The following is a 24,105-nucleotide window of genomic DNA, read 5'->3' on the forward strand; positions in this document are numbered from 1 at the left end:
TCAGTCCTTGGTGAGGTCGCGGCGCGAGGACCGGAAAATGAAGATGGTGACGATGAGGCACAGCAGCGTCAGCAGCAGGGCGATCGAGCTGCCGTACCCGTAGTCGCCGAAGGCGAAGGATGTGCGGAACATGTACAGCGTCAGGGGGGTGGTCGAGGAACCCGGGCCGCCGTTGGTCAGGGCCACGATGGAATCGAAGACCTTGAGGGTGCCGTTGATGCTGAAGATGATCGAGGACAGCAGGACGGGCATGGACAGCGGCAGCACGATGCTCCGAATGAGCCGCCAGCCGGTGGCGCCGTCGAGCCGGGCCGATTCGAGCATGTCCTCCGGGATGTCAACGAGGCCCGCGTAGAGCAGGACGGCGTAGAAGCCCATGGAGCGCCAGATGTCCATGAGGACGATAACCCAGAAGGCGCTGGAGGCGTTGCCGAACCAGTCGACGGATTCGACGCCCACCCCGTTGAGCAGGCTGTTCACGAGCCCGTTCTGCGGGGCGATCTCGAACATCTTCTGGAAGAGGAGTGCGACGGCGACGGTCGGCAGGACCACGGGGAAGAACACGAGGGTGCGGATGATGTTCGAGGACTTCTTCAGGATGAACACGTACATCAGCGAGAGCAGGTAGCCCATGACGATCTGGCCGACCGTGATGACGATGGCGTACCGGACCGTGAAGGAGAGGGCCGTGCGGACCTCGGGGTCGGTGAACAGCCGGGTGAGGTTGTCCGTGCCGGCGAAGGTGAAGCCGGAGATCGCGTTGCCGCTGAAGAACGTGTAGCCCATCGACCAGATGATGGGGACGAGCATCACCAGGGAATACACCAGCAGTGCTGGGCCCAGGAGGATGGCGAGGGCTTTCTTGTCGCCCAGTACTGACTGCATGGTGGTCCTTTGTCTACGTCTTGTGACCCGCGTCGCGGGGGACGCGGTGAGGGGTGCGCCGGGGAGGAGTCCGTCTCCTCCTCCCCGGCGCGGGCGGCCCTACTTGAGGGCGGACTGCACGGTCTCCATGAACTGCTCGGGGCTCATGCTCCCCGTCACCAGCGGCGCGGCGTTGGTCTGGCTCGCCGTCGTCGCCTGGGTGCCGAAGAGGGCCTCGAACCAGAGGACGCTCTCGTCGGTCGAGGAGATGGTCTCCTGGACGGTCTGCGTGAGCGGGTCGACGTCGACCTCCTCGTTGACCTTGAAGCCCGAGATCGAGCCCTGGTTCTCGAGGGCCGAGCTGCCGTAGTTCTCGGTGATGCACTTCAGCCACTCGCCGGTCTGCTCGTTGTAGGCCTTCTGCGAGATGGCCATGGGCAGGCCCACGTTGGCCGCGTACTGGTTGTCGATCCCGGCGCCGCCCTCGACCTTGGGGAACGGCATGAAGCCGATGTTCTCCGTGCCGATCTGGTTGGCTGCCTCGTCGTTGAAGTTGGCGAGCACCCAGCTGCCCATGTAGAGCATGCCGGCCTTGCCGTTGAGGAACTGGTTGATGGCGGTGTCGTAGTCGATCGAACCGACACCCTCGCCGAAGTAGCCCTTCTGGCCGAGGTCCGCGACGGCAGCCGCGGCTTCGACGTACTCGGGGTCGGTGAGCTTGGCTTCGCCGTCGGCGACCTTCTGCAGCGCGTCCTTGCCGAGGTTGCTGAAGAGGTAGCCGCTGATGAGGCGGGTGAGCGGCCAGCCCTGCTCTCCCGATGCGGAGAGAGGCGTGACGCCGGCGGTGTTGAGCGTCTCGGCGGCCGCAGTGAAGTCGTCCCAGGTCTGCGGGACCTCGATGCCGTTGTCCGCGAAGAGCTGCTTGTTGTACCAGATGCCCTCGACGTTGTACTGGTAGGGCAGCACGTTGAAGCCTCCGTACAGGGCCTTGATCGTGTCGATCGCCGCGGGCTCCACCTGGTCGAGGACGTCCAGGTCGGTCAGGGTTGCCTCAAGGTCGAGGACGTTCCCCGATGCCGCCAGTTCCTTCGTCAGTGCGGGGGCGTTGCCGGCCGCGAACTGTACCGGCAGGGCATCCTGTCCGGCGAGCAGCTGGAGCTGCTGGTCCAGGTTGGTCTGGGGGACGGTGTCCACCTTGAGTGGCATGGCATCGGCGGCGGTCTTGCACTGGTCGCCGGCCAGGGTCTCCAGCTCGGTGGAAATCGTGGTGTTCTCGACGTTCGTGAGGAAGGAGAACTCTCCGGCCGTTGCCTCACCGCCGCCCCCGCCGTTGTCCGAGCTGCCTGCGCCGCAAGCGGTCAGCAGGAGCGATGCGGTGCTGAGTCCTACGCCCAGAAGCAGCATCCGGTTCTTGGTCCGCATGGTGGCCACGTTTTCCTCCTTGAAAGTGTGCGCCCCGTTTTTGAAGCGTTTCAATATTCGAGAGTAGGGCCGTCGGTGGAGTGTGTCAACTGTCACACCCCACTCCGGAGGGAGCACTCCTGACGGGCGATCAGCGGCGGGGAGGGGGCCGGCCGCGCACGCAGCAAGGCCCCGCCCGTCACGGGTGACGGGCGGGGCCTTGCTCGGGGTGGTCAGCCGGGGTTCAGCGAAGGGTCAGCGCGGAGTGCAGCGGCAGCTCCTGCGAGGAGCCGCCCACCTCGACGCCGAACGTCCCGCCGGGCACGGTCCACGTGTCCCGGGTGGCGTCCCACACCGACAGGGGATGGTCAGGACCTGCGGCATCCACGACGACGTGCACCTGCGTCGTCTGATGAGGCTTCAACGTCACCTTCTCGAATCCCACCAGGCGCTTGCCGGGCTCGCCGGAGGCTTCCGGCAGCGTCAGGTAGACCTGGCCCACCTCGGCCCCCGCCACGGATCCGGTGTTCGTGATCTGGAACGTGATGTCCAGCGACGTGGTCCCGGTCTTCCTGTCCACCACTGGCCTGACCCGCAGGTTCCGGTAGTCGAAGTCCGTGTAGGACAGGCCGTGACCGAAGGCGAAGAGCGGATCGATGCCCTGCGCGTCGTACCACTTGTGCCCGATGGCCAGGCCCTCGGTGTAGTTCACCTGGCGGATCTCCCGCGAGCCGGCGGGCGCCGTCGTGGTGCCGTTCGAGTAGACGCCAGGGTACTGCTCGGCGGTGCGCGTGGGGGTGTCGGCGAGCGACGCCGGGAACGTCATCGGCAGTTTCCCGGACGGGTTGACGTCCCCCCAGAGGAGGTTGGCGAGTGCGGGTCCCTGCTGTTCGCCCGCGTACCAGGTCTCCAGGACGGCTTCCGCGTCGTCCAGCCACGGCATCTCCACCGCGCTGCCCGTCTGGAGGACGGCGACCGTGGCGGGGCTGGCTGCCGCAACGACCTGGACGAGCGCGTCGCCGTTGCCGTCGAGCCGGAGATCCGCCAGGTCGTTGAACTCGCCGGAGGTGTAGTACCCGACGACGACGGTGACATCCACCTGCGCGGCCACCGCTGCGGCTGCCGCCGGGTCCGACCCGTCGTTGAAGACGACGGTCGACCCTTCGGTCGCCGCCCGCTCGCGGAGCGCGTCCTCGATCGAAACGACCTGCGAGCAGTCGAGCGTGTTCGGCGAGCCGAAGGGCCACTTCATGCTGCAGGTCGTCTGGGCGCTGACGCCGTTGGTCGTGGTGCGGGAGGCGGTGGGGCCGATGACGGCGATGCTCTTCGGCTCCGAGGACAGCGGCAGGACGCCGTCGTTCTTGAGGAGCACCGTGCCCTCCTCGACGGCCCGGCGGGCGATGTCCTTGTGCTCGGCCGAGGAGACCGACGCGGTCGCGGGGGTCGGCAACGGGGTGTCGAACAGGCCTCCCCGGATGTAGGACCGGACGACGTTGAACGCGGCGCCGTCGACCTGCTCCTCCGTGATCTCGCCGCTCGCCAGCGCCTGGTCGAGCAGCTTCGGGGTGAAGTAGATGGGTCGGTTCAGCTCCTGGTCCAGCCCGGCGTCGATGGACGCCCCGGTGGAGTGCACTGCCCCGAAATCCGACATGACGTACCCGTCGAAGCCGAGCTTCGAGCGCAGGGTGTCCTTCAGAAGCGGGTTCTCGCATCCGTACACGCCGTTGATCTGGTTGTAGGAGCACATGATGCTCTCCGGGCCGCCCTCGGCGATCGCGATCTCGAAGGGCAGGTCGTAGGCCTCGCGCAGCGTCCTTTCGTCGATGTTCGAGGAGCTCGCGTTCCTCGACAGCTCCTGCTCGTTCGCCACGAAGTGCTTCACGTTGGACAGTACGGGCTTGCCGGGATTGCCCTCCTCGATGCCGCGGATGGCAGCACCGGCGAGCGATCCGCTGAGGAGCGAGTCCTCCCCGAAGTACTCGGCGGTCCGGCCGGACAGCGGCGTCCGCCCGCTGGCGATCCCGGGGCCGAGGACCACGTTCTTGCCCTTGTCGAAGGCCTCGGACCCCTGCGCCGCGCTCTTCTCGTACACGAGGTCCCGGTTCCAGCTGGCACCGAGGGCGATGGGTGCAGGGAAGGCCGTGACCCCCTGCGTGAACCGCACGCCGTCCGGGCCGTCGGTGTAGACGACCCGCGGGGTGCAGGGCAACTGCGGTTCGTAGGCCACGCCGCTGAACGAGGTGGTGGCGGGGTCATTAGCGGGCTGCTCGACGAGCCACCGGTACTTTTGGCCCAGGGTGCTCGCATCCAGCAGGATCCGGGCCCGCTCGTCCGGGGAGCGGGAGGTGTCCATCCACGGACAGTCGGCGGGATAGGGCGCGCCGGGCGTGGCGTCCGCTGCAGGCACGGCTGCCGCAAGCGGGGCTGACGCGAGCAGGCTCGCGACGGCGATGACCGCGAGCGGCCTCCGTCGGGTGGGGTTCTTCATGTGTCCTCCTTGACACTTCTGATTTGAAGCGCTTCAATTTTCAGGACGCCGCAGGTTCTCCCGGGTGGAACGAGAAGGAGTGGCGCCGGTGGGTGCGGAGTGTGATCTACGCCTCACGTCCTGCCCAACCTAGGGCGGGACGCCGACCGGGTCAAGTGCCGGAGGACCAGCGGCCTTCGCCCTCGCGGTCGGGTGGGGGCGAGGCCCGGCCATGCCCGAAAACCCTTCCGCGAGGAGCGTCCGCAGCCCCGTCCTGGCGGGTCAGCGCAGCAGCGACCGGTCGTCCAGCCGGTGGTAGGAGCGGTTGTGGTAGACCAGTGGCGCGACGTCGTCCTGTGTGCCCTGCTCGACGGTCAGGACCTCGGCTGCGAGGATCATCGATCCGCCGACGGGCAGGCGGTGCAGGATGCGGCAGCGCAGGGCCCAGGGTGCGTCGGTCAGGAGAGGCTCGCCGGAGGGGAGCGGGTTCCAGTCCACGGCACCCCCGAAACGGTCGGTGCCCCGCGTGGCGAAGAGGCGGGCGATGGCGAGCTGGTCCGCGCCGAGCAGGTGCACCACGAGAGTGTCCGCCCGGACCAGGGCGGCGGCCGACGACGAGGCCGTCGACACGGAGAAGGCGAGGACGGGCGGCTCTGCCGAGACCGACGACACGGAGGATGCCGTCAGTCCCACCGGGCCGTCCGTACCCTGGGTGGTGATGACGGCGATGCCGGCCGGATGGGCGCGGAAGGCATCCTTGAAGAGTTCCGCGGGAGGGGCGGCGTGGCCGGTGGGGGCTGTCATGCAGTCAACGCTAGAACCTCAACAAAGGTTCAGGTCAAATCGGCTCTCACGGGTCGAGGAGGGTCGATGGGATGCCCCTGGAGCCTGCGGTGTCGTTCGGATTGACGAAGCCGCAGGCCGCCAGCGACAGGCAGCCGCAGCCGATGCACCCGCCCAGCCTGTCCCGCAGGTGTTCCAGCTGGGCGATGCGCGCCTGGATCTCCTGCCGCCACGCGGCCGACAGCCGCTGCCAGTCCTCCTGGTCGGGCACGCCGTCACTGGGGAGTTCCGCGAAGGCCCGTGCGACGGTGGCGAGCGGGATGCCGGCGCGCTGGGCCGCTCCGATGACGGCGACCCTGCGCAGGACCGACCGGTCGTACCGGCGCTGGTTGCCCGAGGTCCTGCGGCTACGGATCAGGCCCTGGCGCTCGTAGAAATGCAGGGCGGAGACGCTCATGCCGCTGCGGGCTGCCAGTTGTCCCACGGAGAGGTCCTGGTCGCCGGCCATCGTGCCCCTTCCTGCTGCAGTCCGCGTTCTCGCCCGCCGTCGTAGCCGCGACGCCGGCGGCGGCCTGCGGCGTCGTGCACGGCTTGTTCGGACCGGTGGCCCGATCCCTCGGCGTGTTGCCCTGCAACACGCACTTCACACCCGAAACGCGTGCACGATGCCGCAGGTGCGGGCCGCGCCGACGCGCTACGTGCCGAGGAGCTCGCGGACGTGCTGCCGCAGCGGAGTCGTGGGCCGGCCGATGATGCGCGACAGAGTGCCGTCGCTCTCGGCGAGCAGCCCGGCGGCGATGTTCGCATCGAGCGCCGCGACGAAGCCTGCTGTGCCCTCGTCCAGCCCGAGATCCTTCAGGGCGGCGATGTGCTCGTCGGTGGACACCTGGTTCACCGTGACGGAGGTGCCGGCGACCTCGGAGACGGTGGCGGCGAGCTCGTCGAAGGTCCAGGGCTCGTCCCCTCCGAGTTCGAGGATCTCGCCCGCGTACTCGTCGGACAGCAACACGACGGCGGCGGCCTCGGCGTAGTCCCGGCGGGTCGCGCTCGCGATCCTGCCGCTGCCGGTGCTGGTGAGGATGCTGCCGGTCGAGGCCGCCTGGCGGATCGTGTCGTCGTAGTTCTCGGTGTACCAGTTGTTGCGCAGCACGGTGTAGGTGAGGCCGGAACCCTCGAGGAGCCCCTCGGTCGCCTTGTGCTCGGGTGCCAGGACGAGGTCCGACGTCGTGGCCTTCGGCGCGCTCGTGTACACCAGTTCCGCGCCCACCTTGCGGGCGGCGTCGACGACGGCCTTGTGCTGCACGGAGCGCTGTCCCACCTCGTTGCCGGAGATGAGGAGGATCTTCCCGGCACCCGCGAAGGCGGCATCGAGGGTCGACGGGTCCGCGTAGTCGATCCGTGCCGTGCGGACGCCGGATGCGGCCAGCTTGCCCAGCGCAACCTGGTTGCGGCCGCCCGCCACGACGGTCGACGGGTCGACGCCGCGCGCCAGCAGCTGCTCGACGACCTGGCGGCCGAGGTGTCCGGTGGCTCCGGTGATGACGATGGTCATGGGTGTCCTCCTGTTCGGCACCCGTTCGGTGCGTGTACAGGCGGTAACGAGGCGGGGGCCGAAACCCTTCCCGGGACGCACTTCCGGGCATGTCCCCTCCTGGGCGTCGGCATGGCCGGCCGCCTCCTGCCACTGCCCGACGGTTCCAGGGGCTCGTGGACAGCACCCGCGGTCGGACGGTAGGACTACTGGAGGGGCTCACGCCGTAGCCGCCGGACCCGAGAGCGAAGGACCGCATCCGTGGACGAGCATGTACCGCACGGGCAACGCCGCCTCAGGGTGGGGGTGGTGGGCATCGGCTGGGCCGGACGCCAGCACCTCGCGGCCTATGGGAACCGGAAGGACGTCGAGCTCGTCGGGGTGGCCGGTATGGAGCCTGCACTCCTCGCCGAGCTCCGCGACGAGTACGGCATCCCGCATGCGGTCGTGCGGTGGGAGGACCTCATCGCGCTCGAAGGGCTCGACGCCGTGAGTGTCGCCGTTCCCACGTTCCTCCACGCACCGATCACGGTCGCCGCGCTCGACCGCGGCCTCCACGTGCTCAGCGAGAAGCCGCTCGCACGCAACGGAGACGAGGGCCGGCTCATGGTGGACGCGGCACGCAGAGCCGGTCGCGTGCTCGACGTCGCGTTCAACCACCGCCGGCGGGGCGGCATCACTGCCCTCAAGCGCATCATCGACGACGGCGGACTCGGTCGTCCCTACTACGCCAAGGCGTCCTGGCTCCGCCGCTCCGGCATCCCATCGCTGGGGAGCTGGTTCACCAATCGGGAGATGGCGGGCGGCGGGCCCCTCGTGGACATCGGCGTCCATGTGCTCGACTACGCGCTGTACCTGCTCGGCGAGCCGACGGTCCTCTCCGTCTCGGCGTCGACCTACGCCGAACTGGGCACCCGGGGCCGGGGCGGGGGAACCTACGGGGCCCAGGCTGCGGGCTCGGCGTTCGAGGTGGAGGATTTCGCCTCGGCCTTCCTCCGGCTCGAAGGCGGCGCAACCCTCCTCGTCGAGGCCGGCTGGGCCGCCTACCGCGATGTGGACGACCTCATGGATTTCCGGGTCTACGGGACCGACGGCGGCGCCGAGATGACCCGGACCGGTGCGGCGGGCGACGCCATGGAGACCCTGCACGTGTTCACGGAGGACGGCGACTACGTCCCGGAGATCGGTCCGCCCCTGGGCCACCGGGGAGTGGTCGACGATTTCCTCGCCGCCATCCGCGCGGGCGAGTCCGAGTGGGGCAGGCACGACGGCTCACTCGCGCTCGCCCGGGCCCGCATCATCGACGCCTGCTACGCATCCGCAGCCCAGCACCGGGAGGTCCAGCTCTGATGGCACACGAAGAGGCACACGACAGGGAGAACGACACGAAGAGCGACAGGGAGAACGGCAGGGTGTTCGACAGCACGCCCGCCATCGTCGTCTGGAACGAAGGCGTCCACGAGGCCCGCAATGAACCCGCGACCATCGGCGCCATGTACCCGCGGGGCATCCACGGAGCCATCGCGGAATCCCTCAACCGCTACTTCCCGGGCTCGGACATCACCACGGCGACCCTGGCGGACCCGGAGCACGGACTCACCGAGGACCGGCTCGCCGGCACCGATGTGCTGCTCTGGTGGGGGCACATCGCCCACGGAGAGGTGTCGGACGACGTCGTCGACCACGTGCACCGGCACGTCCTCGGTGGCATGGGCCTCGTGGTGCTGCATTCCGGCCATTTCTCGAAGATCCTCACGCGCCTCCTCGGCACCACGTGCTCCCTGAAGTGGCGGAACGACGGCGAACGCGAGCTCGTGTGGACGGTCAAGCCGTCCCACCCCATCGCCGCGGGAATTCCGAGTCCTATCGTCATCCCGGAGCAGGAGATGTACGGGGAGCTCTTCGACATCCCGGAACCCGACGATCTGATCTTCATCAGCTCCTTCGAGGGCGGGGAGGTGTTCCGGTCCGGCGTGACCTTCTCGCGCGGCAAGGGCCGGATCTTCTACTTCAGCCCCGGCGACCAGGAGTACCCGGTCTACCACCATCCCCAGGTCCAGCGCGTGATCGCCAACGGCGTCGACTGGGTGGCACAGCCCGGCGGCGACCGCGCCGCACCCGGCGTCGGGAACCCTGCGCGCGACTGGTTCCTGGCGGGCTAGCTGTCCCTGGGCAGTACAGCTAGCCGATCCGCCAGCCCGAGACGTCGAGGATGCGGTCGGCAGCGCCCCTGGTAGCATCGACGAGGCCGGCGTTCGGTTCGTCCACGCGCTGCACCCAATCCTCGGCGTTGCCCGGCGACTTCCCGAAGCGGACGTGCCGGTCGATCAGCCGGCGACGGCGGACGTCGGCGTCGAGGTCCACGAACCACACCTCGTCGAGCTGCCGGCGCGCCTCGCGCCAGCCCGGCCGGTCCAGCAGCAGGTAGTTCCCTTCGGTCACCACGAGCGACACCGAGGGAGCCACCGCGAGTGCGTTGGCCAGGGGTTGCTCGAGGGTGCGCTCGAAGGCCGGCGCATAGACCGGGTGGTCCGGGCGGCTGCGCAGCCTGGCGAGCAGGGTGGCGTAGCCGTGGGCGTCGAAGGTCTCCGGGGCGCCCTTGCGGTCCAGCAGTCCCTGCCGTGCGAGCTCGGCATCCGCCAGGTGGAAGCCGTCCATGGGGACGTGCGCCCGGGTGCCCGGATCGAGCGCGGTGAGGGCACCGGCCACCGTCGACTTCCCTGCCCCTGGCGGACCGACGATCCCGATCAGCACACGCCTTCCGTCCGTCGGAACAGGGGTGAGTGGCACGAGGTCCTGCGGTCCGGTGACGACGAGGGCTGGACCCACGTGTCCTCCTCTCGGATCGGTCCCGACGCCGAAGGTGCCGGCGGAGGCTTCTACTCCATCTTGCCCTCCTCGGCCACCGCGGCAAGCGGTGGTGGCCGAGCCGCGCTGCAGCGACGATGGAGGGACCGACCAACCAGGAGGCCGCATGGGACACGTGGTGCTGCTCGGGGATTCCATCTTCGACAACGGGCGGTACGTCGATGGCGGGCCCGACGTCGTCGAGCAGGTCCGCGATGCCCTGCCGCAGGGTTGGAAGGCGACGCTCCTGGCGGTGGACGGGGACGTCACCTTCGGCGTCGCACGCCAGTTGCGCGCACTGCCGCCGGACGCCACGCACCTCGTGGTCAGCGTCGGCGGGAACGATGCGCTCGGCTACCAGCACCTGCTGCAGCGGCCCGTGCGCGGCGTCTCCGAGGCGCTGCTCGCCTTCTCCTCCGCCCAGCAGGACTTCGCAGGGGACTACGACACCATGGTCGATGCCGTCACGACGGTGGGCCTGCCCACGGCGGTCTGCACGATCTACGACACACCGTCCTCGGAACCGGGCTACGCCGTGATCCGTACGGCGCTCGCGTTCTTCAACGACTGCATCACGCGGGCGGCGTTCTCACGCGGCGTATCCGTCGTTGACCTCCGCCTGGTGTGCGACGACGACGGCGACTACGCGAATCCCATCGAGCCCTCTGTCCAGGGCGGCAGGAAGATCGCCGCGGCCATCTCCGCATTCCTCCTGCCGGAGCCGGCGGCACGACGTTCGGCCGTGATCGCCCGGTGACCACCCCGTTCCCCGGCTGAATCGTCGGCATGACGGTCAGGGCGAGGATTCAGCAGGGTCGAACAGCTAACCGGCCGGCCGCAGCGACGTGATCATCGCCCTGATGTCCTGGTACTCCTCCGTCTCCATGTAGGCCTGCGGGGTGTCGATGTGCTGGGGCTTCCCCGGGTAGATCTCGAAGGGGTCATAGGTCCCTCCGAAGGCAGCCCCCGACGGCGGCCACGTGAAGAAGTGGGCGATGGGGCACGCTGTCGGGCCCGTGGGCTCGGGCCCGGAGGTGATCCCGTACGCGAGCGTGGAGGCGGCCACCGGATCGGCCACGGAGGGATCCGTCCGTCCCTCGAACACGAAGCGCGGTGTTCCGGAGTCCTGGGTGAGGGCGGGGAGCACCTCCGAGTCGAGGAGCGAGTAGGGGAGTTCCTCGGGGCAGACGGCACCGGTCACGAGGTGCGTGCGCAGCGTTGCGAGTCGTCGGCCGGAGGCATCGTCGACGACGACCAGCACCCCCTTAGGGGGTGCTTCCGGCGCGTCGGAGACGTCCCAGTCCGCAGGGTGGTCGAAGGACAGGCTCCCGTCCGACGTCGTGTAGGTCGCCCAGTTCCCGTCCGCGGCGGGGTCCGACGGCTTCCCGGACGGTACAGGTCCCGCGGGTGACGGGGTCGGAGCTGCGGACCCGCCGGGCTGCCCGGTCGGCTGCTCCGAGGGCTGGTCGGACGACTGCCCGGACGGCACCGGTTCCCCGGAGGAGGTGGCCGTGACGGGCTGGGCTTCGTCCGAGGCCTCGGGAGTGCCGGCGCCGGCCTCGGGGGAGCCGCAGCCGGAGATGATCAAGGCGAGGCACAGTGCCCCTGATGACAGCAGTGCTGGTGTTGCTGGGCGACCCATGGTTACTCCTTCGTATCGTGAATGGATCGCTCCATGGTGAGCCCGAACGGGTGCAGGCGACAGAGCCGCAATGGAACCGTTGCCGGCGTCGTCGAACCGTTGCGTGTTCGTTGATGGTTCGTGATGCTGCGCCGGTGGTTCCTGCTGCCCGACCAGGTCCTCCGGCCGCTCGGACTCACCGATCCGACGAGCCTGCAGAACCCACCCGGCGAGCCCCGAAGGGTATCGGCTGCTCTGCCGTTCCGGGGGTGGTCTTTGTCACGGTTGGGACGCTTGTGCAATATGTCACCTCCAGTGCCTCCCTGACATCTCCCGGAAACCGCGCCGATAAGCGGACCCAAGTAGTCAGGGCCCTGCCGAGCGAGTAGCACGAGGCCCTCCTTCACGTAGGCAGGTCGGCTCAAGGCAGTGGAACGGTGGACGGGTAGGTAGGACCTACTCGTGTCCGTGCCCGGCTTCGGCCGATACCTTGATCGAGGTGCTCGCTGGTAGAGCCGGCGATGACGCACCCATGCCCTTCGGGCGGGACAACGACCGGACCTGCCACCTGCTGGCATCCCAGGTGCGCGGCTACAGCTCAGCTGGAAGATCCCGTCCCACACTGTCTCACTCACGCCTCACACGAGGCCGCCGACCGGCTCATCCCGCCGCGCCGGCGGGCCCAAGGAAAACCCATGACATCTCTGCAGTCCCTCCTTCAGGACTCCATTGCCCGACGCCGGGCACTGGTCATCGTCGTCGCGCTCATCCTGACGGCCCTCGTGCCGCTTGCCGACACGATCCTTCCCACCGGCTGGTCCTACGCCCTGCTAGCCGGCGGGGTCCTGCTGGTCATGGTCACCCTGCTCATGCTCGCGCGTCCCGCCGCCTCCAGCGGCGAGCGGGTGGAACCCGACGGCGGTGCGCGTCCCGGTGCCGGGCTCCTGCTGTATCTCTCGCCCGTGATCCTCCTGAACCTCGTGTACCCGCTGGTCAGCCCGGCCATGGCCGCCGTCAACGTCGGGGGCGTGCAGCTCACCCTCGTGGTGCTCGCCTCCTCGATCACGGTGCCGTGGCTCGCGCAGGCCGCCTGCCTCCCGGCCTACCGGGCCATCGGGGACCTCATGGCGGAACGGGACATGGGCGCCATCACCCGCCGGTTCTGCACCACCTGGCCGGCGATGTTCGTGCAGGCGCTGCCGCTCGTCGTCGTCTTCGCCCTCCCGCTCTGGCTTGCCACCCGCTGGTCCTTCACGGCCCTCGCCACCTACGCGGCCCTCTGCGCACTCCACCTGCTCTTCGTCCAGTCCCTCGTCCTCGCGAACGTCGGCGACCGCCGCGGCCTCTGGGCCATCGCCTGGATCGCCTACGCAGCCGCCCTCTTCGTCGCCCCCACCATCTGGTGGCTTCCGCCGCTGCTCGGGGCGCTCACGCAGATCGCCGCCATGGGTCGCGGGCTGGCATCCGTCCGCCTCAGCCGGCGCCTCGGCGCGCGGGACTTCTCCTCGGACCTCGTCCGCGGGCTCCTGCTCGGGGCCGTGCTCTGGGCCGACAAGTTCGTGCTGTTCCTCGTCACGGACGGTGACTTCCAGGTGGTGATCGTGTTCCTCGCGATGCTGCCCGCCGTCGTCGCCTACAACTACTACTTCGTGAACCTCGCCCCGCGGGTGGACAAGGCCGTCGCCACCCTGCACCGGACGATCGCCGAGGAGCCGCTCACCGTCCTCGCCACGAGGTCGAGGCGACTGAGCCGGACCGTGGACCGCGCCGTCCTCAGCACCGGCGCCGTCGGCATGGTGCTCACGCTCGTCATCTCCCTGCTCCTCGAGGGAATCCAGCCCACCAACGTGCTGCTCGCGGTCTCCGTCGGCGTCGCATCCTGGGCGTTCATGATCCTCACGCTCCTCAGCTACGAACTGGATTACATCGGCGAGAAGATCGTGCCGCAGGTGCTCGGTGGTATCCACCTGACGCTCTGTGCCGGCGCCTTCCTGCTGATCGGTGCCACGCAGACCTCCACAGGCGCGGCGCTCGCGTACGGAGCCCTCGTGGTGGCGGACCTCGTGCTCGTCGTCGTCGCGTGGGTGCTGTACAAGCGCCACTGGTCGCAGCCCGAGTACACGCTGTTCTGGCGCCACGCCACGTCCTGGTAGCACCGCCGCACACCCGCCAGTCTCCACCCGCTTTCAGCCCACGAAGGAAGAACGATGTACGTGTTCAAGACCCCGAAGGCCCGCCGCGCAGCACTCGAGCAACCCGCCGCCGTCGTCCCTCCGGCCCAGGCCGCACGGCAGCGCCACTACGAGGACGTCGACGTCGCGATCGTCATGGAGTCCACCTACCCCTACCTCAAGGGCGGCGTCTCCGCCGTGGTGCACGACATCGTCACCCACAACCCGGACCTGACCTACGGGATCATCCACATCACCTGGGACTCCGACGCTCCCCATGAGGACCTCTACGGCATGCCCGACAATGTGGTCTGGGTGCGCCCCGTCTACCTGAGCATGCAGGAGCACCGGCACGACTTCATGGCGGTGTCCGCGAAGGACCTCGGTATGACCCCGGGGGAGCGCGCGGCGCTCGCCGACCGGCTCTTCGATGCGCTCTACGCACTGTCCGAGCGGCGCGAGGTGGAGCCGCTCTGGGAACTCGTCGACGAGGGGTTCAACGAACGCACGCGGACCTATCCGCTCTGGGCCCTGCTGGGGACGCGCGAGTTCATGGAGGCGCTCTCCGTGCGCATGCCCCAGCTCGACCTGTCCCTGGCGGACTCCTTCTGGACATTGCGCAACTTCCTCTCGCTCGCCTACGCCGTCCTCGGGGACACGATGCCGAGGGCGCGCGTCTACCACGCACACACCACGGGCTATGCCTCGCTGCTCGGTGCCGCCGCCGCGCGGGACCACGGGACCTCGTTCCTGCTGACCGAGCACAACCTCTATGTGCGCGACACCGTGAATACGCTGCTGGACCGCAACATGGCGCTGTCGATCACCTCCGAGGACTACCGGACGTTCGACGTCACCCCCGAGCAGCGGGCCTGGATGGCGTGGTGGACCGAGATGGGGCACTTCTGCTACCCCAGCGCCGCCCTGATCACCTACCTGTACCCGACGGCGATCACCGAGGCCGCCCGCCTCGGCACCGACATCGACAAGGCCGTCGTCGTGCCCAACGCCATGGTCATCGAGGAATTCGATGACAAGTACCGCGCACGGCTCGCCGCGCAGGAACACCTGGAGCAGCACGGGGACGACCACACGTGGAGCCTCGTCTACATCGCCCGCGTCGTGCCGATCAAGGGACTGCTCGACCTCCTGTCGAGCATGGACCTGCTGCGTCGCCACGGCTTCCCGAACCTCCACCTCGAGGTCCTCGGCCCCACCGAGCACGTGCCCGAGTACTACGAGGCGTGCCTGGCCAAGATTGAGAGCCTGGGGCTGCATGACCACGTGACGATCCACGGGACGGTCAACGTCCGGGACATGCTCGACCAGTTCGACCTCCTGGTGCTGCCGAGCTACAACGAGGGCCAGCCCATCGTGGTCCTCGAAGCCATGGCCGCAGGCATCCCCACGGTCGGGACCGACGTCGGCGGCATGCGCCAGCTGATCGGCGACGAGCTGTACACCTCCGACGGCCGGACCGTGGGCTCCTGCGGCGAGCTGGTGGTCGCCGGCGACGTGGAGCAGATGGCGGAGAACATCCGTGCCGTGATCGGCAACCGGGCACTCTACGCGGAGTACGCGGCCAACGCCCGGACCCGCGTGCAGGAGTTCTTCCAGATGCACGAGATCATGTCCTCCTACAACGAGATCTACCGGACCGTCGGTGACATCACCGACCTCCGCGACCTGGACACGGCCCGGTTCGAGGACGTCAGCCGGATCGACTCATGACCGGGGTCGGCGCGTGGATCCGGTACGGAGACCCGCTGCTGCCGGGGCAGCTCGAGTTCGCCGCGGAGCACTACCGCGTGGCGATCCTGCAGCCCTGGGAGACCGCCGCCGCGGAGGAGCTCAAGCGCCGCCGTCCCGACATGACGGTGCTCTGTTACAAGTGCCTGTCCTCGACGCGGAGCTATGAGCCCGGGCCGGTCTACACCTCCGGTGTCTCCTATGCCGAGGCGGAGAAGCAGGCCGGCGCCCCTGCAGGCAGCGGGACGGACACCGGGACGGACGGCGGCTGGTTCGCCACCCGGCTGGACGGCAGCCGCATCGAGTGGGATCGCTATGCGGGCCACTGGCAGATGCGCGTCTGGGACCCCGCGTATCAGCGCCGCTGGGTGGACAACGTGGTCGCCGAACTGCGGGATTCACCGTTCGACGGCGTCATGGCGGACAACGACGTCTTCGAGGACTACTACGGGCTGCAGCTGCCCATTTCCGGCGCCGCGGACATGGCCGCGCTCCGCTCCGCGCTCGGCGACCTCGTGGCCGCCGCGGGTGCGGCGCTGAACGGCGTCGGGAAGATCCTCGTGCCGAACATCGCCGAGTCGCGCCGTGAGCCGGGCAGGTGGCAGGCCCACGCCGCCTACGGTGGGGGCTTCGAGGAGGTCTGGCTCGGCTACAGTCCGGTGGACCTCTTCGATCCGATGACCGCCGAGGCGCAGCTCGCACAGGCGGCAGGGCCGGGACTCTCCATCCTCCGCGTGCCCACCGACGGCGACGACCGCCACCCCAACTTCGCGTACGGGCTGTCGGCGTTCTGGATCTTCGGCGAGGGCCGGGGCGCCTATTCCGCCACGGCCCACGACGACTACAGCCGCACCCAGTACGCCCCGGAGCTCGACTGGCAGCTCGGCGCCCCGCGCACGGAGCCGAAGGGCAGGAACCACGCCTGGTGGCGGGAGTTCGACGGCGGCTTCGCGGCGGTGAACTTCAACCGGGACGGCAGGCGGCGCCGCAAGGTGCGGATTCCTGCAGGCCTCGTGGACGCCGACGGCCGACCTGCTCCATCGTCGGTGGTGCTCCCGCCGCAGCGCGGGGTCCTCTACCGACGCCCCGACTGAGCAGCGGTCAGCCGCAGGCTTGCGGCGGCCATCCGCAAGCTGGAACTGCCCTTTTGTCAGGTTCTCCGCAGGATTCGACCAGATCAGGACCGCGGCGAGTGACCGTCCCCGGGAGTGCCCCACTATGTGGGTATGAAACTGAATGCCGCTGGGGCAACTTTCGTTTCCGCGGCACTCGCTGTCGCCTTCGCCGTCTGCTCACTCGCCACGCCCGCGAGTGCCGGCAGCCTGACCACGAGCACGGGGCAGCAACTGCCCGCCTATCTGCAGGGCTACCGGCAGGGCCAGCTGCTCTGCCCGGGAGCGGCACTCACGGGCAAGGTCTCCGTGGCCATCGTCGATCCGATGATGGCCACCACGGATGCCCCCGGGGACTGCACGCTCTCCGACATGAAGGCCGCCAACCCGGGGACCACCTTTCTCGCCTACCTGAACATCGGTGCGATGAGGGACTTCGAGTCCTGGAACGGCGTCTTCCAGAACTCCTGCGCCGACACCGCGACCGACGCCGGGAAGCAGTTCGGGGTCACCACGTCGAACTCCAGGGTGGCCCGTAACGAGGACGGCCTGGCGAGCTACCCTGGGTTCTCCTACCTGACGGTCGCCGACCTCTCCCCGGCGTACGCCGACGCCTGCGCGGCCACGGCACACACGCTCCTGAGCACCGATGCGCAGCGTGGGACCACCGACGCAGCCCCCGCCCGGTTCGACGGCATCTTCCTCGACGACGCGTCCATGTCCCCCTCCCACGGCCAGGACATGGTCGACGTCGGGCAGTGGGGGCCCTGGCCCGACGACGACGCCTACGGCCGCGCCCTGATCGCCGCCGTGCAGCGCTTCGACGCCACGCTCACGCGCACCATGGGCCGGGACGTTCCCGTCGCCGTGAACCTCGGCGTCTACCCGGCGTGGAGCAACCAGGTGAACCTCGCCAAAACGCTGGCGGCCACGGGCTCCGTCGATTTCGCGCTCCGCGAGCACGTCGTCGCGACCGGCACGGGCCGGCCGCTGCCGGCGATCGACCTGGACCAGGCGAGCGCGGCGTACCAGGCCATCACCGCAGCGGGGATGCCCGTGGTGGAGCACGACTACTCGGTGCCGCTGCGCGAACTGCCGACGACCGCCTACCGCCAGGGCAACGACATCGGGACCTCCGCCCTGTGCCTGGGCGACGGGTTCGGCACCCGGTCATCCGTGGTCGCCGCGGCGAAGACCCGACGTACCCTGGACCACCGCATGACGCTGGGACACCTGCTGCAGACCCGCACGGGTAGCGCCCTCCGGATGACGGCGACCCTCTCTCAGGCCGAGCCCACCTGCCAGGACAACGCCTGGGACGACGACGCGAACTTCGAGACGGTCACCACGGCGTCGGTCAGCACCACCGATGCCCAGGTCACCGCGCTCACCACGGCGGTGACATCGGGTGCCTACGCCACGGCGGCGCCGCTTCGGTTCGCCGGAGTCAATGTGGTGCGGCTGTCCAACGGGAAGGTCGTGGCGGTCAACACCACGACCATCACGCGCTCCGTCACCGCGTACGGCAGGACGCTTAGCGTCCCGGCGCGGTCGGCGACGATCGGCTGACACTCCCCGCGGCGCCGGAAGCCTCCGGCCGCAGGTGGGTGGGCAGGATGCTGCCGGGCGCCCGGCTGCGGATGAGCAGCAGGTTCCGCGCGTGCTCGTGGAGGCGCCGGTCCTCGTCCGAGCGCGGCACCCAGGGCGGGACCGGGACAGCCGTGCCCTCGTCGTCGCGCGCCACCATGACCGTGAGGCACGTGGTGGTCAGTGCCATCTCCCGCGACCGCGGGCTGCCGGAGCGGACGTGGACCGCCACGTGCATGCCTTTGTGCCCGGTGTAGACCAGGCGGGCTTCCACCTCGACGACATCGCCGATGTGCAGCGGCTTCAGGAACCGCACGCCGCCGGAGAAGACCGCGACGGTGTCCAGCCCGCAGTAGCGCGTGGAGCAAACGTAGGCGGCCTCGTCGATCCAGTCCATGACCGTGCCGCCGTGGACCTTTCCGCCCCAGTTGATGTCGGTCGGTGCGGCGAGGAACCGGAGGACGGTACGTTCGGCGGTGCCGGCGTCCGTGTACTCCTGGCGGCTCATCTCCTCCACGATCTCCCTGCGCACGTCGATGCGGGCCACGGCGTGGTCGCTGTCCAGGCGTTCGGCGTCGGTCCGGGGCTCGAATGCGGGAACGGGCACGGGTTTCCCATCGGGCCCCACCGCCACGAAGATCACCAGGCATTCGCTGCGCCGTCCGCCATCGTTCCCCGAGACGGACCCTGACGAGACGACGGTCCGGATGTGCATGGAGGACGTGCCGGTGTGGACGATGGTGGCCTCGACCTCCACGAGGTCGCCCACCACCACGGGGTCCGCGAAGTGGATGTTGCCCACGTAGGCGGTGACGCAGTAGGTCTTCGCCCAGCCGACGGCGGCGGCGTAGGCGGCCTTGTCCACCCACTCGAGCACCGTGCCGGCGTCGACCGATCCGCTGTGGCCGAGGTCGGTGGGGGAGGCGAGGAACCGCAGGGTGACGGAGTGCGCTGCCTCCGCGGTGGGCGAGAAAGCATTCATGCCCCAGTATCCCCACCCGGGAGACTCAAGCGGTAATGCAGCCCCCGCGCGGCTGTCACAACCGGAGGTCGACGACGGTGACACCGCCCGCCGATCGGTCGCCCGCCATGGCCACGAGGGCATCCGGCACGTCCGCGAGGGAGATGGTCCGTTCGATGAGGTCCTGCGGACGCAGGCGGTCCGCCGCCAACAGGTCGAGCAGCCCGGGGTAGTCCCGCGCCGGCATGCCGTGGCTGCCCAGGACGGAGAGCTCCTTGCCGATGACCGCGCCCATGGGGAGAACGGGGTCCGAGGGGAAGAGGCCGATCTGGACGTGGCGGCCGCGCGGGCGCAGCGAGAGGATCCCGACGGCGGCCGTCTCCTCGCGGCCGAGGGCGTCCACGGAGACGTCGAAGCCCGACGGCGCCGTCCCACGCAGGGCCCCGAGCACGGCGTCACGCGGCAGTCCGGAGGAATTCACGGTCCTGGCGGCGCCGAACCTCCTGGCCCGCTCCAGCGCGGCGGCGTCGATGTCGACGGCGACCACCTCCGCGCCCAGGGCCGCACCGATCATCACGGCGCTGAGGCCCACGCCGCCGCAGCCGACCACCACGAGGGTCTCCCCGGCTCCGAGGCGCGCCTGGTGCACGAGGCCGCGGTAGGACGTCGCGAACCGGCAGCCGAGCAGCGCGGCGGCCCCGCTGTCGAGGGAAGCGGGCACGGCGATCAGGTTGATGTCGGCGTCATGCAGGGCCACGAGGTCGGCGAAGGAGCCCCAGTGCGTGAAACCCGGCTGCGTCTGGTTGCGGCACACCTGCCCATTGCCGGACAGGCACTCCGGGCAGCGCCCGCAGGCGCAGACGAACGGCGTGGTGACGCGGTCGCCCACGGCGAAGAGCCGGACGTCGTCGCCGACCGCGGTGATGGTGCCCACCAGCTCGTGGCCGGGGACATGCGGGAGGGTGATGCCGTCGTCGTGTCCCAGCCACCCGTGCACGTCGCTGCGGCACAGGCCCGTGGCCTCGACGCGGACGACGACGCCCCCCGGCGACGGAAGGGGCTCGGGGACGTCCCGGAGGACAGGGCGGGCGGAGAACTCATCGAAGCAGACAGCGCGCATCACACCATTCTGCCCCGCGGATCCGCCGCACCGACCCTCGGGGGCGTCAGGACTTCGCCTGGGGAGCCCTCCGGGCAGTGCGCGATCCGGTGCGCGCTCCGGTGCGCAACCCGATCTGCAGTCCGGTGCGGGATCCGGTGCGGGATCCGGTACGGGAGCCGGTGCGCAAACGGGTGCGCACTCCGGTCTGCACTCCGGCGCGGGATCCGGTGCGGCGTGCACCGGTGATGAGCGGGTCCTTCGAGAGGTCCATCATCAGCGCCACGCACAGTCCGATCATCACGAGCAGGAACGGGGCTGCGGCGATGATGGTCAGCGTCTGCAGCGCCTCGAGGCTTCCCACCGAGAGCAGGACGGCGGCCACCCCGCCCGTCAGGGCGCCCCAGAGGATGGTGAGCCATTTGCGCGGAACGGCAGCACCGAAGGAGGACAGTGAGCCCAGCACGATCGAGGACGCATCGGCGCCCGAGATGAAGAAGACCGCTACGAGGACGACCACCAGGATCGAGGTGACGGACGCCAGCGGGTACTGCGACAGGAGGGCGAACATCGCCGATTCCTGGCTCTCCGCGTTCGCGGCCGCGATGTCGACCCCGTTGTCCTGCAGGGTCAGGGCCGAACCGCCCCAGACACTGAACCAGATGAGGCTGATGACGCTGGGCACGGCCACGACGCCGATGACGAACTCGCGGATGGTGCGTCCGCGGGAGATCTTCGCGAGGAACGAGCCCACGAAGGGCGTCCAGGAGACCCACCAGGCCCAGTAGAAGATGGTCCAGGCCGCGAGCCATTCGTGGCCGCCGAAGGCGCCCGTGCGTGAGGCCATCTGGGGGAGACCGATGAGGTAGCTGCCCGCCGAGGCCGGGATGAGCTCGAGGATGAAGACCGTGGGCCCCACGACGAACAGGAAGAACAGCAGGGCGAGGGCGAGGATCATGTTGCCGTTGGAGAGCCACTTGATCCCGCGGCTGACGCCACTGACGGCCGACAGGACGAAGCAGACGGTGAGGACGGCGATCAGCGTGATCTGCAGTCCCAGGCTGCTGCCCACGCCGAAGACCTTCGAGAGTCCGCCGTTGATCTGCAGGACGCCGAGGCCGAGGGACGTGGCGGAGCCGAAGAGGGTCGCGAAGATCGCGAAGACGTCGATGGCGCGCAGGCCCTTCGGCGCGGGACGGCCGCGGAACAGGGCGGTGAAGGCACCGCTGAAGCCCGCACCACGGCCCTTGCGGAAGGCCGAATAGGCGAGCGCCAGGCCGACGACGGCGTAGATGGCCCAGGGGTGGATGGCCCAGTGGAACAGCGTGTAGTTCATGGCCTGGCGGGCCGCCTCCGGCGTCGCGGGCTGAATCCCGTCGAGGGGCGGGGTGAGGTAGTGGGAGATGGGCTCGGTGACGCCGTAGAACATGAGCCCGATGCCCATGCCGGCACTGAACATCATGGCGATCCAGGAGACCCTCGAGTACTCGGGCTTCTCGCCGTCCTTGCCGAGGGGGATACGGCCGTACTTGCTGAACGCGAGGAAGAGGGCGAAGACCACGAATCCGGTGGCCGTGGCGACGAAGGCCCAGCCGAAGGTGGCCACGAGGCCCTTCAGCATCGACGAGGTCACGTCCGAGAACGCCCCGGGGAAGAGGACCGCGGCCAGCATCAGGAGGATGACGATGGAGAGCGAGACGAAGAGGACCGGCCGGTCCAGCACGGCCTTCGCGGCCGCCTCCCCGGGAGGGGCCTCGAACGGCGTCTCCTCGCCGGGTGGTGATCCTTCAATGGGCTCGGTGGAGTTAGACATAGGGCTTAGGGTACGCGCGGCCCGCCGCCGGGTCCGGGCGGATTCCAGCCCGAAATCCCGCTTGCCCGGGCCTTCCCCGGCGGGACCGGCCCTCCGTGGCGGGACAACGGCCAGGGCTGCGGGCGGACACCCCCGATGCGCCTGCTTCCCTGCAACGGCGGCGATCTCCCACGGTTGCGGACAGTCCCGACGCCGAGGCCGGTGACGCTCCCTGACACCGGAGGTTCGGCGCCCGCACGTCCCACCGGTGCCGGCGGCCGGATGTGACGAAGTTCCCACCCGGGCGGGGTGGACGACGTGCTGAATCCGGATCCCCGGCGGCGCGCGGCAGGTCAGCCGGCGCGGAGGCGGTGCCGCTCCCTGCGGTCCTTGGCGGTGTCGGTGGCGAGGCTGAGGGTAAGGCCGACGGCGACGAGCAGGATCATGACGAACGGGAGCACCTCGAGGCCGATGCCGTCCAGCAGGAGACCGCCGAGGAGGGCGCCCCCGCCGATGCCGACGTTGAACGCCGTCGTCTGCAGGGCCGCGGAGAGGTCGCGGGTCCGGAAGGACGCCGTCCGGAGCATGCGGGTCTGCAGCAGGGCGGGGATGCCGCCGAACGCGGCGCCCCAGACGATGACCGCGATGAGGACCACCACCGTGTTGGCGGTGGCCAGCGCGAGGGTGAGGACTGCTGCCATGACCACCAGGACGACGCCCGCGAACGCCTTGCGGGGGAAGCGGTCGGCCGCGTAACCGGCCCCCACGAGACCGATGATGCCTGCGCCGCCGTAGAGGAACAGGACGAGGGCGACCGACCCGGGCTCGAAGGTGGAGACGTCCGTCAGCCAGGGGGCGATGTACGTGTAGAAGGTGTTCTGCCCGGTCAACAGGATCAGGATGACGGTGCACAGCAGGATCACGGCCCTGAAGCTGGGGTCCCGGCGCAGCGGGACATGCTCCTCGCCGGCCTTCCGCTCTCCGTGGTGGTTGACCGGGGGCAGGAACTTCACGATGACGAGGGCCAGGGCGGCGACGGCCACCCCGATGATGGTGAAGGCCGTACGCCAGCCGAGGGCGTTGCCGATCGCGGTCCCGACCGGGACGCCGAGGACGAACGCCGCCGTGCCACCGCCGGCGGTGATGGCGATGGCCTTGCCGAGCTGGTGGGCCGGGACGAGGTGCGCGGCGTAGGCTGCGACGACGGCCCAGAAGAGCCCGTGCGCCAGCCCGCCGAGGATACGCGCTGCGACCAGGACGCCGTAGGTCGGGGCGATCGCCGCGATGATGTTCGCCACGGCGATCACGAGGAGCACGACGACGATCAGTGACTTGCGTGAGTACCGCTGGGTCAGGGCGGCCAGGGGCGTGGTGGCGACGACGACGGTCCCCGCGAAGATCGTCACGAGGTAGCCGGCCGTCGAGAGGCCCACGTTCAGGTCGCGGGCCATCGCCGGCAGGAGGCCGGTGGGCAGGAACTCGCTGGTCACGGAGACGAAGATCGCCCCCGCGAGGGACAGCAGCCCGATGTAGGGGAAGGGCACGGCGGTCTTCACCGGCACGGAGGAAACAGACAAGGGACACCAATCAGAGGTCTTACGGCGGTCAGGGCCCCGGCTGCTCCGTTGAAAACCGAAGGGCATACTCCAGTCAAGCCGAGAGACGGCTTCGACTCCTGCAACAACACCGCGGGGACGCAGGGCATTCCTGCTGCCCCGGGGGAGGCTCCCGGTCCTGACCTACGCCCCGCCGGCGGCGCCCGTCCCGCCGCGGGCGGGGTTCGGGCTCCCGGCGAGGGCTGCCGTCGCGCGTCCGCCGCCCTCGTCCTCGCCGTAGCCCTCGGCGTCGTCCTGCCGGGGCACGAGTGTCAGGCGCGGCCCCGCATCGCGGTCGTCGAGCTCATCAGTGATCTCGTCCTTGCGGGACGCCGTCTCGGGATCGACGTCGCCGTCCTCCGCCCACTCGTGCTCGATCTCCCGGTGGACCTTGCTGTTCAGGACCTCGACCTCCTGGTCCCGCAGCCGGCCGAGGTCGGCGGGGAACGGTTCGTCCGGGGAGATCCTGCTGCTCATGCCTGTCCAATCTACTGGCCGTGGGTGCACGGCGACCGGGAAAAGAGT

General features: G+C 69.5%; 20 protein-coding genes. 7 read left to right on the forward strand and 13 right to left on the reverse strand.

The genetic code is table 11. The features are described from left to right. The 6 genes from ACX80J_RS07365 to ACX80J_RS07390 all read right to left on the reverse strand — a co-directional run bounded on the left by ACX80J_RS07365 (nt 1) and on the right by ACX80J_RS07390 (nt 7,067). Entirely contained in the window at nt 1-885 is an 885-nt protein-coding gene (locus ACX80J_RS07365) for a carbohydrate ABC transporter permease (protein WP_459346127.1), read from the reverse strand. A 99-nt stretch (nt 886-984) separates the two neighbouring features. After that, entirely contained in the window at nt 985-2,286 is a 1,302-nt protein-coding gene (locus ACX80J_RS07370) for an ABC transporter substrate-binding protein (RefSeq protein ID WP_459346170.1), read from the reverse strand. A gap of 223 nt (nt 2,287-2,509) precedes the next feature. Continuing rightward, entirely contained in the window at nt 2,510-4,753 is a 2,244-nt protein-coding gene (locus ACX80J_RS07375) for a beta-glucosidase (RefSeq protein WP_459347312.1), read from the reverse strand. A gap of 261 nt (nt 4,754-5,014) precedes the next feature. Then, the gene (locus ACX80J_RS07380; RefSeq protein ID WP_459347313.1) at nt 5,015-5,536 is read right to left on the reverse strand and encodes a flavin reductase family protein; all 522 of its coding nucleotides are present in this window, start codon (nt 5,534-5,536) and stop codon (nt 5,015-5,017) included. A gap of 46 nt (nt 5,537-5,582) precedes the next feature. Next, nucleotides 5,583-6,023, reverse strand: a complete 441-nt coding sequence (soxR, locus tag ACX80J_RS07385) for a redox-sensitive transcriptional activator SoxR (protein WP_459347314.1) — start codon at nt 6,021-6,023, stop codon at nt 5,583-5,585. Nucleotides 6,024-6,209: 186 nt separating this feature from the next. Beyond that, nucleotides 6,210-7,067 (reverse strand): SDR family oxidoreductase, encoded by an 858-nt coding sequence (locus ACX80J_RS07390; protein ID WP_459347315.1) that lies wholly within the window; start codon nt 7,065-7,067, stop codon nt 6,210-6,212. A gap of 279 nt (nt 7,068-7,346) precedes the next feature. Here ACX80J_RS07390 and ACX80J_RS07395 point away from each other — a divergent pair, with 279 nt between their 5' ends. Both ACX80J_RS07395 and ACX80J_RS07400 read left to right on the forward strand, forming a co-directional pair. After that, the gene (locus ACX80J_RS07395) at nt 7,347-8,396 is read left to right on the forward strand and encodes a Gfo/Idh/MocA family protein (RefSeq protein WP_459347316.1); all 1,050 of its coding nucleotides are present in this window, start codon (nt 7,347-7,349) and stop codon (nt 8,394-8,396) included. Then, nucleotides 8,396-9,208 carry a ThuA domain-containing protein gene (locus ACX80J_RS07400; RefSeq protein WP_459347317.1) on the forward strand — a complete coding sequence of 271 codons (813 nt, stop codon included), beginning with the start codon at nt 8,396-8,398 and terminating at the stop codon, nt 9,206-9,208. The genes ACX80J_RS07395 and ACX80J_RS07400 overlap by 1 nt, the downstream gene beginning before the upstream one ends. A 19-nt stretch (nt 9,209-9,227) precedes the next feature. Here ACX80J_RS07400 and ACX80J_RS07405 read toward each other — a convergent pair whose 3' ends face one another. Continuing rightward, nucleotides 9,228-9,875 (reverse strand): nucleoside/nucleotide kinase family protein, encoded by a 648-nt coding sequence (locus ACX80J_RS07405; RefSeq protein ID WP_459347318.1) that lies wholly within the window; start codon nt 9,873-9,875, stop codon nt 9,228-9,230. A gap of 145 nt (nt 9,876-10,020) precedes the next feature. Here ACX80J_RS07405 and ACX80J_RS07410 point away from each other — a divergent pair, with 145 nt between their 5' ends. After that, nucleotides 10,021-10,650 (forward strand): SGNH/GDSL hydrolase family protein, encoded by a 630-nt coding sequence (locus tag ACX80J_RS07410; protein ID WP_459347319.1) that lies wholly within the window; start codon nt 10,021-10,023, stop codon nt 10,648-10,650. Nucleotides 10,651-10,716: 66 nt separating this feature from the next. Here the strand turns inward: ACX80J_RS07410 and ACX80J_RS07415 are convergent, their stop codons facing one another. Beyond that, on the reverse strand, nt 10,717-11,535 hold the full coding sequence (locus ACX80J_RS07415) for a hypothetical protein (RefSeq protein ID WP_459347320.1): 819 nt from the start codon (nt 11,533-11,535) through the stop codon (nt 10,717-10,719). A gap of 674 nt (nt 11,536-12,209) precedes the next feature. Between ACX80J_RS07415 and ACX80J_RS07420 the strand changes: the two genes are divergently transcribed. The 4 genes from ACX80J_RS07420 to ACX80J_RS07435 all read left to right on the forward strand — a co-directional run bounded on the left by ACX80J_RS07420 (nt 12,210) and on the right by ACX80J_RS07435 (nt 18,115). Further along, nucleotides 12,210-13,667: a hypothetical protein gene (locus ACX80J_RS07420; RefSeq protein ID WP_459347321.1), complete on the forward strand. Its 1,458-nt coding sequence runs from the start codon at nt 12,210-12,212 to the stop codon at nt 13,665-13,667. 54 nt (nt 13,668-13,721) lie between these two features. After that, entirely contained in the window at nt 13,722-15,416 is a 1,695-nt protein-coding gene (gene pelF, locus ACX80J_RS07425; RefSeq protein WP_459346138.1) for a GT4 family glycosyltransferase PelF, read from the forward strand. Beyond that, entirely contained in the window at nt 15,413-16,528 is a 1,116-nt protein-coding gene (locus ACX80J_RS07430; protein ID WP_459347322.1) for a putative glycoside hydrolase, read from the forward strand. Before pelF ends, ACX80J_RS07430 begins: the two co-directional genes overlap by 4 nt. A 132-nt stretch (nt 16,529-16,660) precedes the next feature. Next, a complete protein-coding gene (locus ACX80J_RS07435; protein WP_459347323.1) occupies nt 16,661-18,115 on the forward strand; it encodes a hypothetical protein in 1,455 nt (484 codons plus the stop codon). On the opposite strand, the gene ACX80J_RS07440 is transcribed toward ACX80J_RS07435, so the two are convergent. The 5 genes from ACX80J_RS07440 to ACX80J_RS07460 form a co-directional block, all read right to left on the reverse strand. After that, nucleotides 18,081-19,115, reverse strand: a complete 1,035-nt coding sequence (locus ACX80J_RS07440) for an acyl-CoA thioesterase (protein ID WP_459347324.1) — start codon at nt 19,113-19,115, stop codon at nt 18,081-18,083. The genes ACX80J_RS07435 and ACX80J_RS07440 overlap by 35 nt on opposite strands. 55 nt (nt 19,116-19,170) lie before the next feature. After that, nucleotides 19,171-20,214, reverse strand: a complete 1,044-nt coding sequence (locus ACX80J_RS07445) for an alcohol dehydrogenase catalytic domain-containing protein (RefSeq protein ID WP_459347325.1) — start codon at nt 20,212-20,214, stop codon at nt 19,171-19,173. A gap of 46 nt (nt 20,215-20,260) precedes the next feature. Continuing rightward, nucleotides 20,261-22,006, reverse strand: a complete 1,746-nt coding sequence (locus ACX80J_RS07450; protein ID WP_459347326.1) for a BCCT family transporter — start codon at nt 22,004-22,006, stop codon at nt 20,261-20,263. A 332-nt stretch (nt 22,007-22,338) separates the two neighbouring features. Beyond that, nucleotides 22,339-23,547 carry an MFS transporter gene (locus ACX80J_RS07455; RefSeq protein ID WP_459347327.1) on the reverse strand — a complete coding sequence of 403 codons (1,209 nt, stop codon included), beginning with the start codon at nt 23,545-23,547 and terminating at the stop codon, nt 22,339-22,341. Nucleotides 23,548-23,724: 177 nt separating this feature from the next. After that, on the reverse strand, nt 23,725-24,057 hold the full coding sequence (locus ACX80J_RS07460) for a hypothetical protein (protein ID WP_459347328.1): 333 nt from the start codon (nt 24,055-24,057) through the stop codon (nt 23,725-23,727). Between the last annotated feature and the right edge of the window lie 48 nt (nt 24,058-24,105).

This window comes from Arthrobacter rhamnosi, assembly GCF_054510975.1.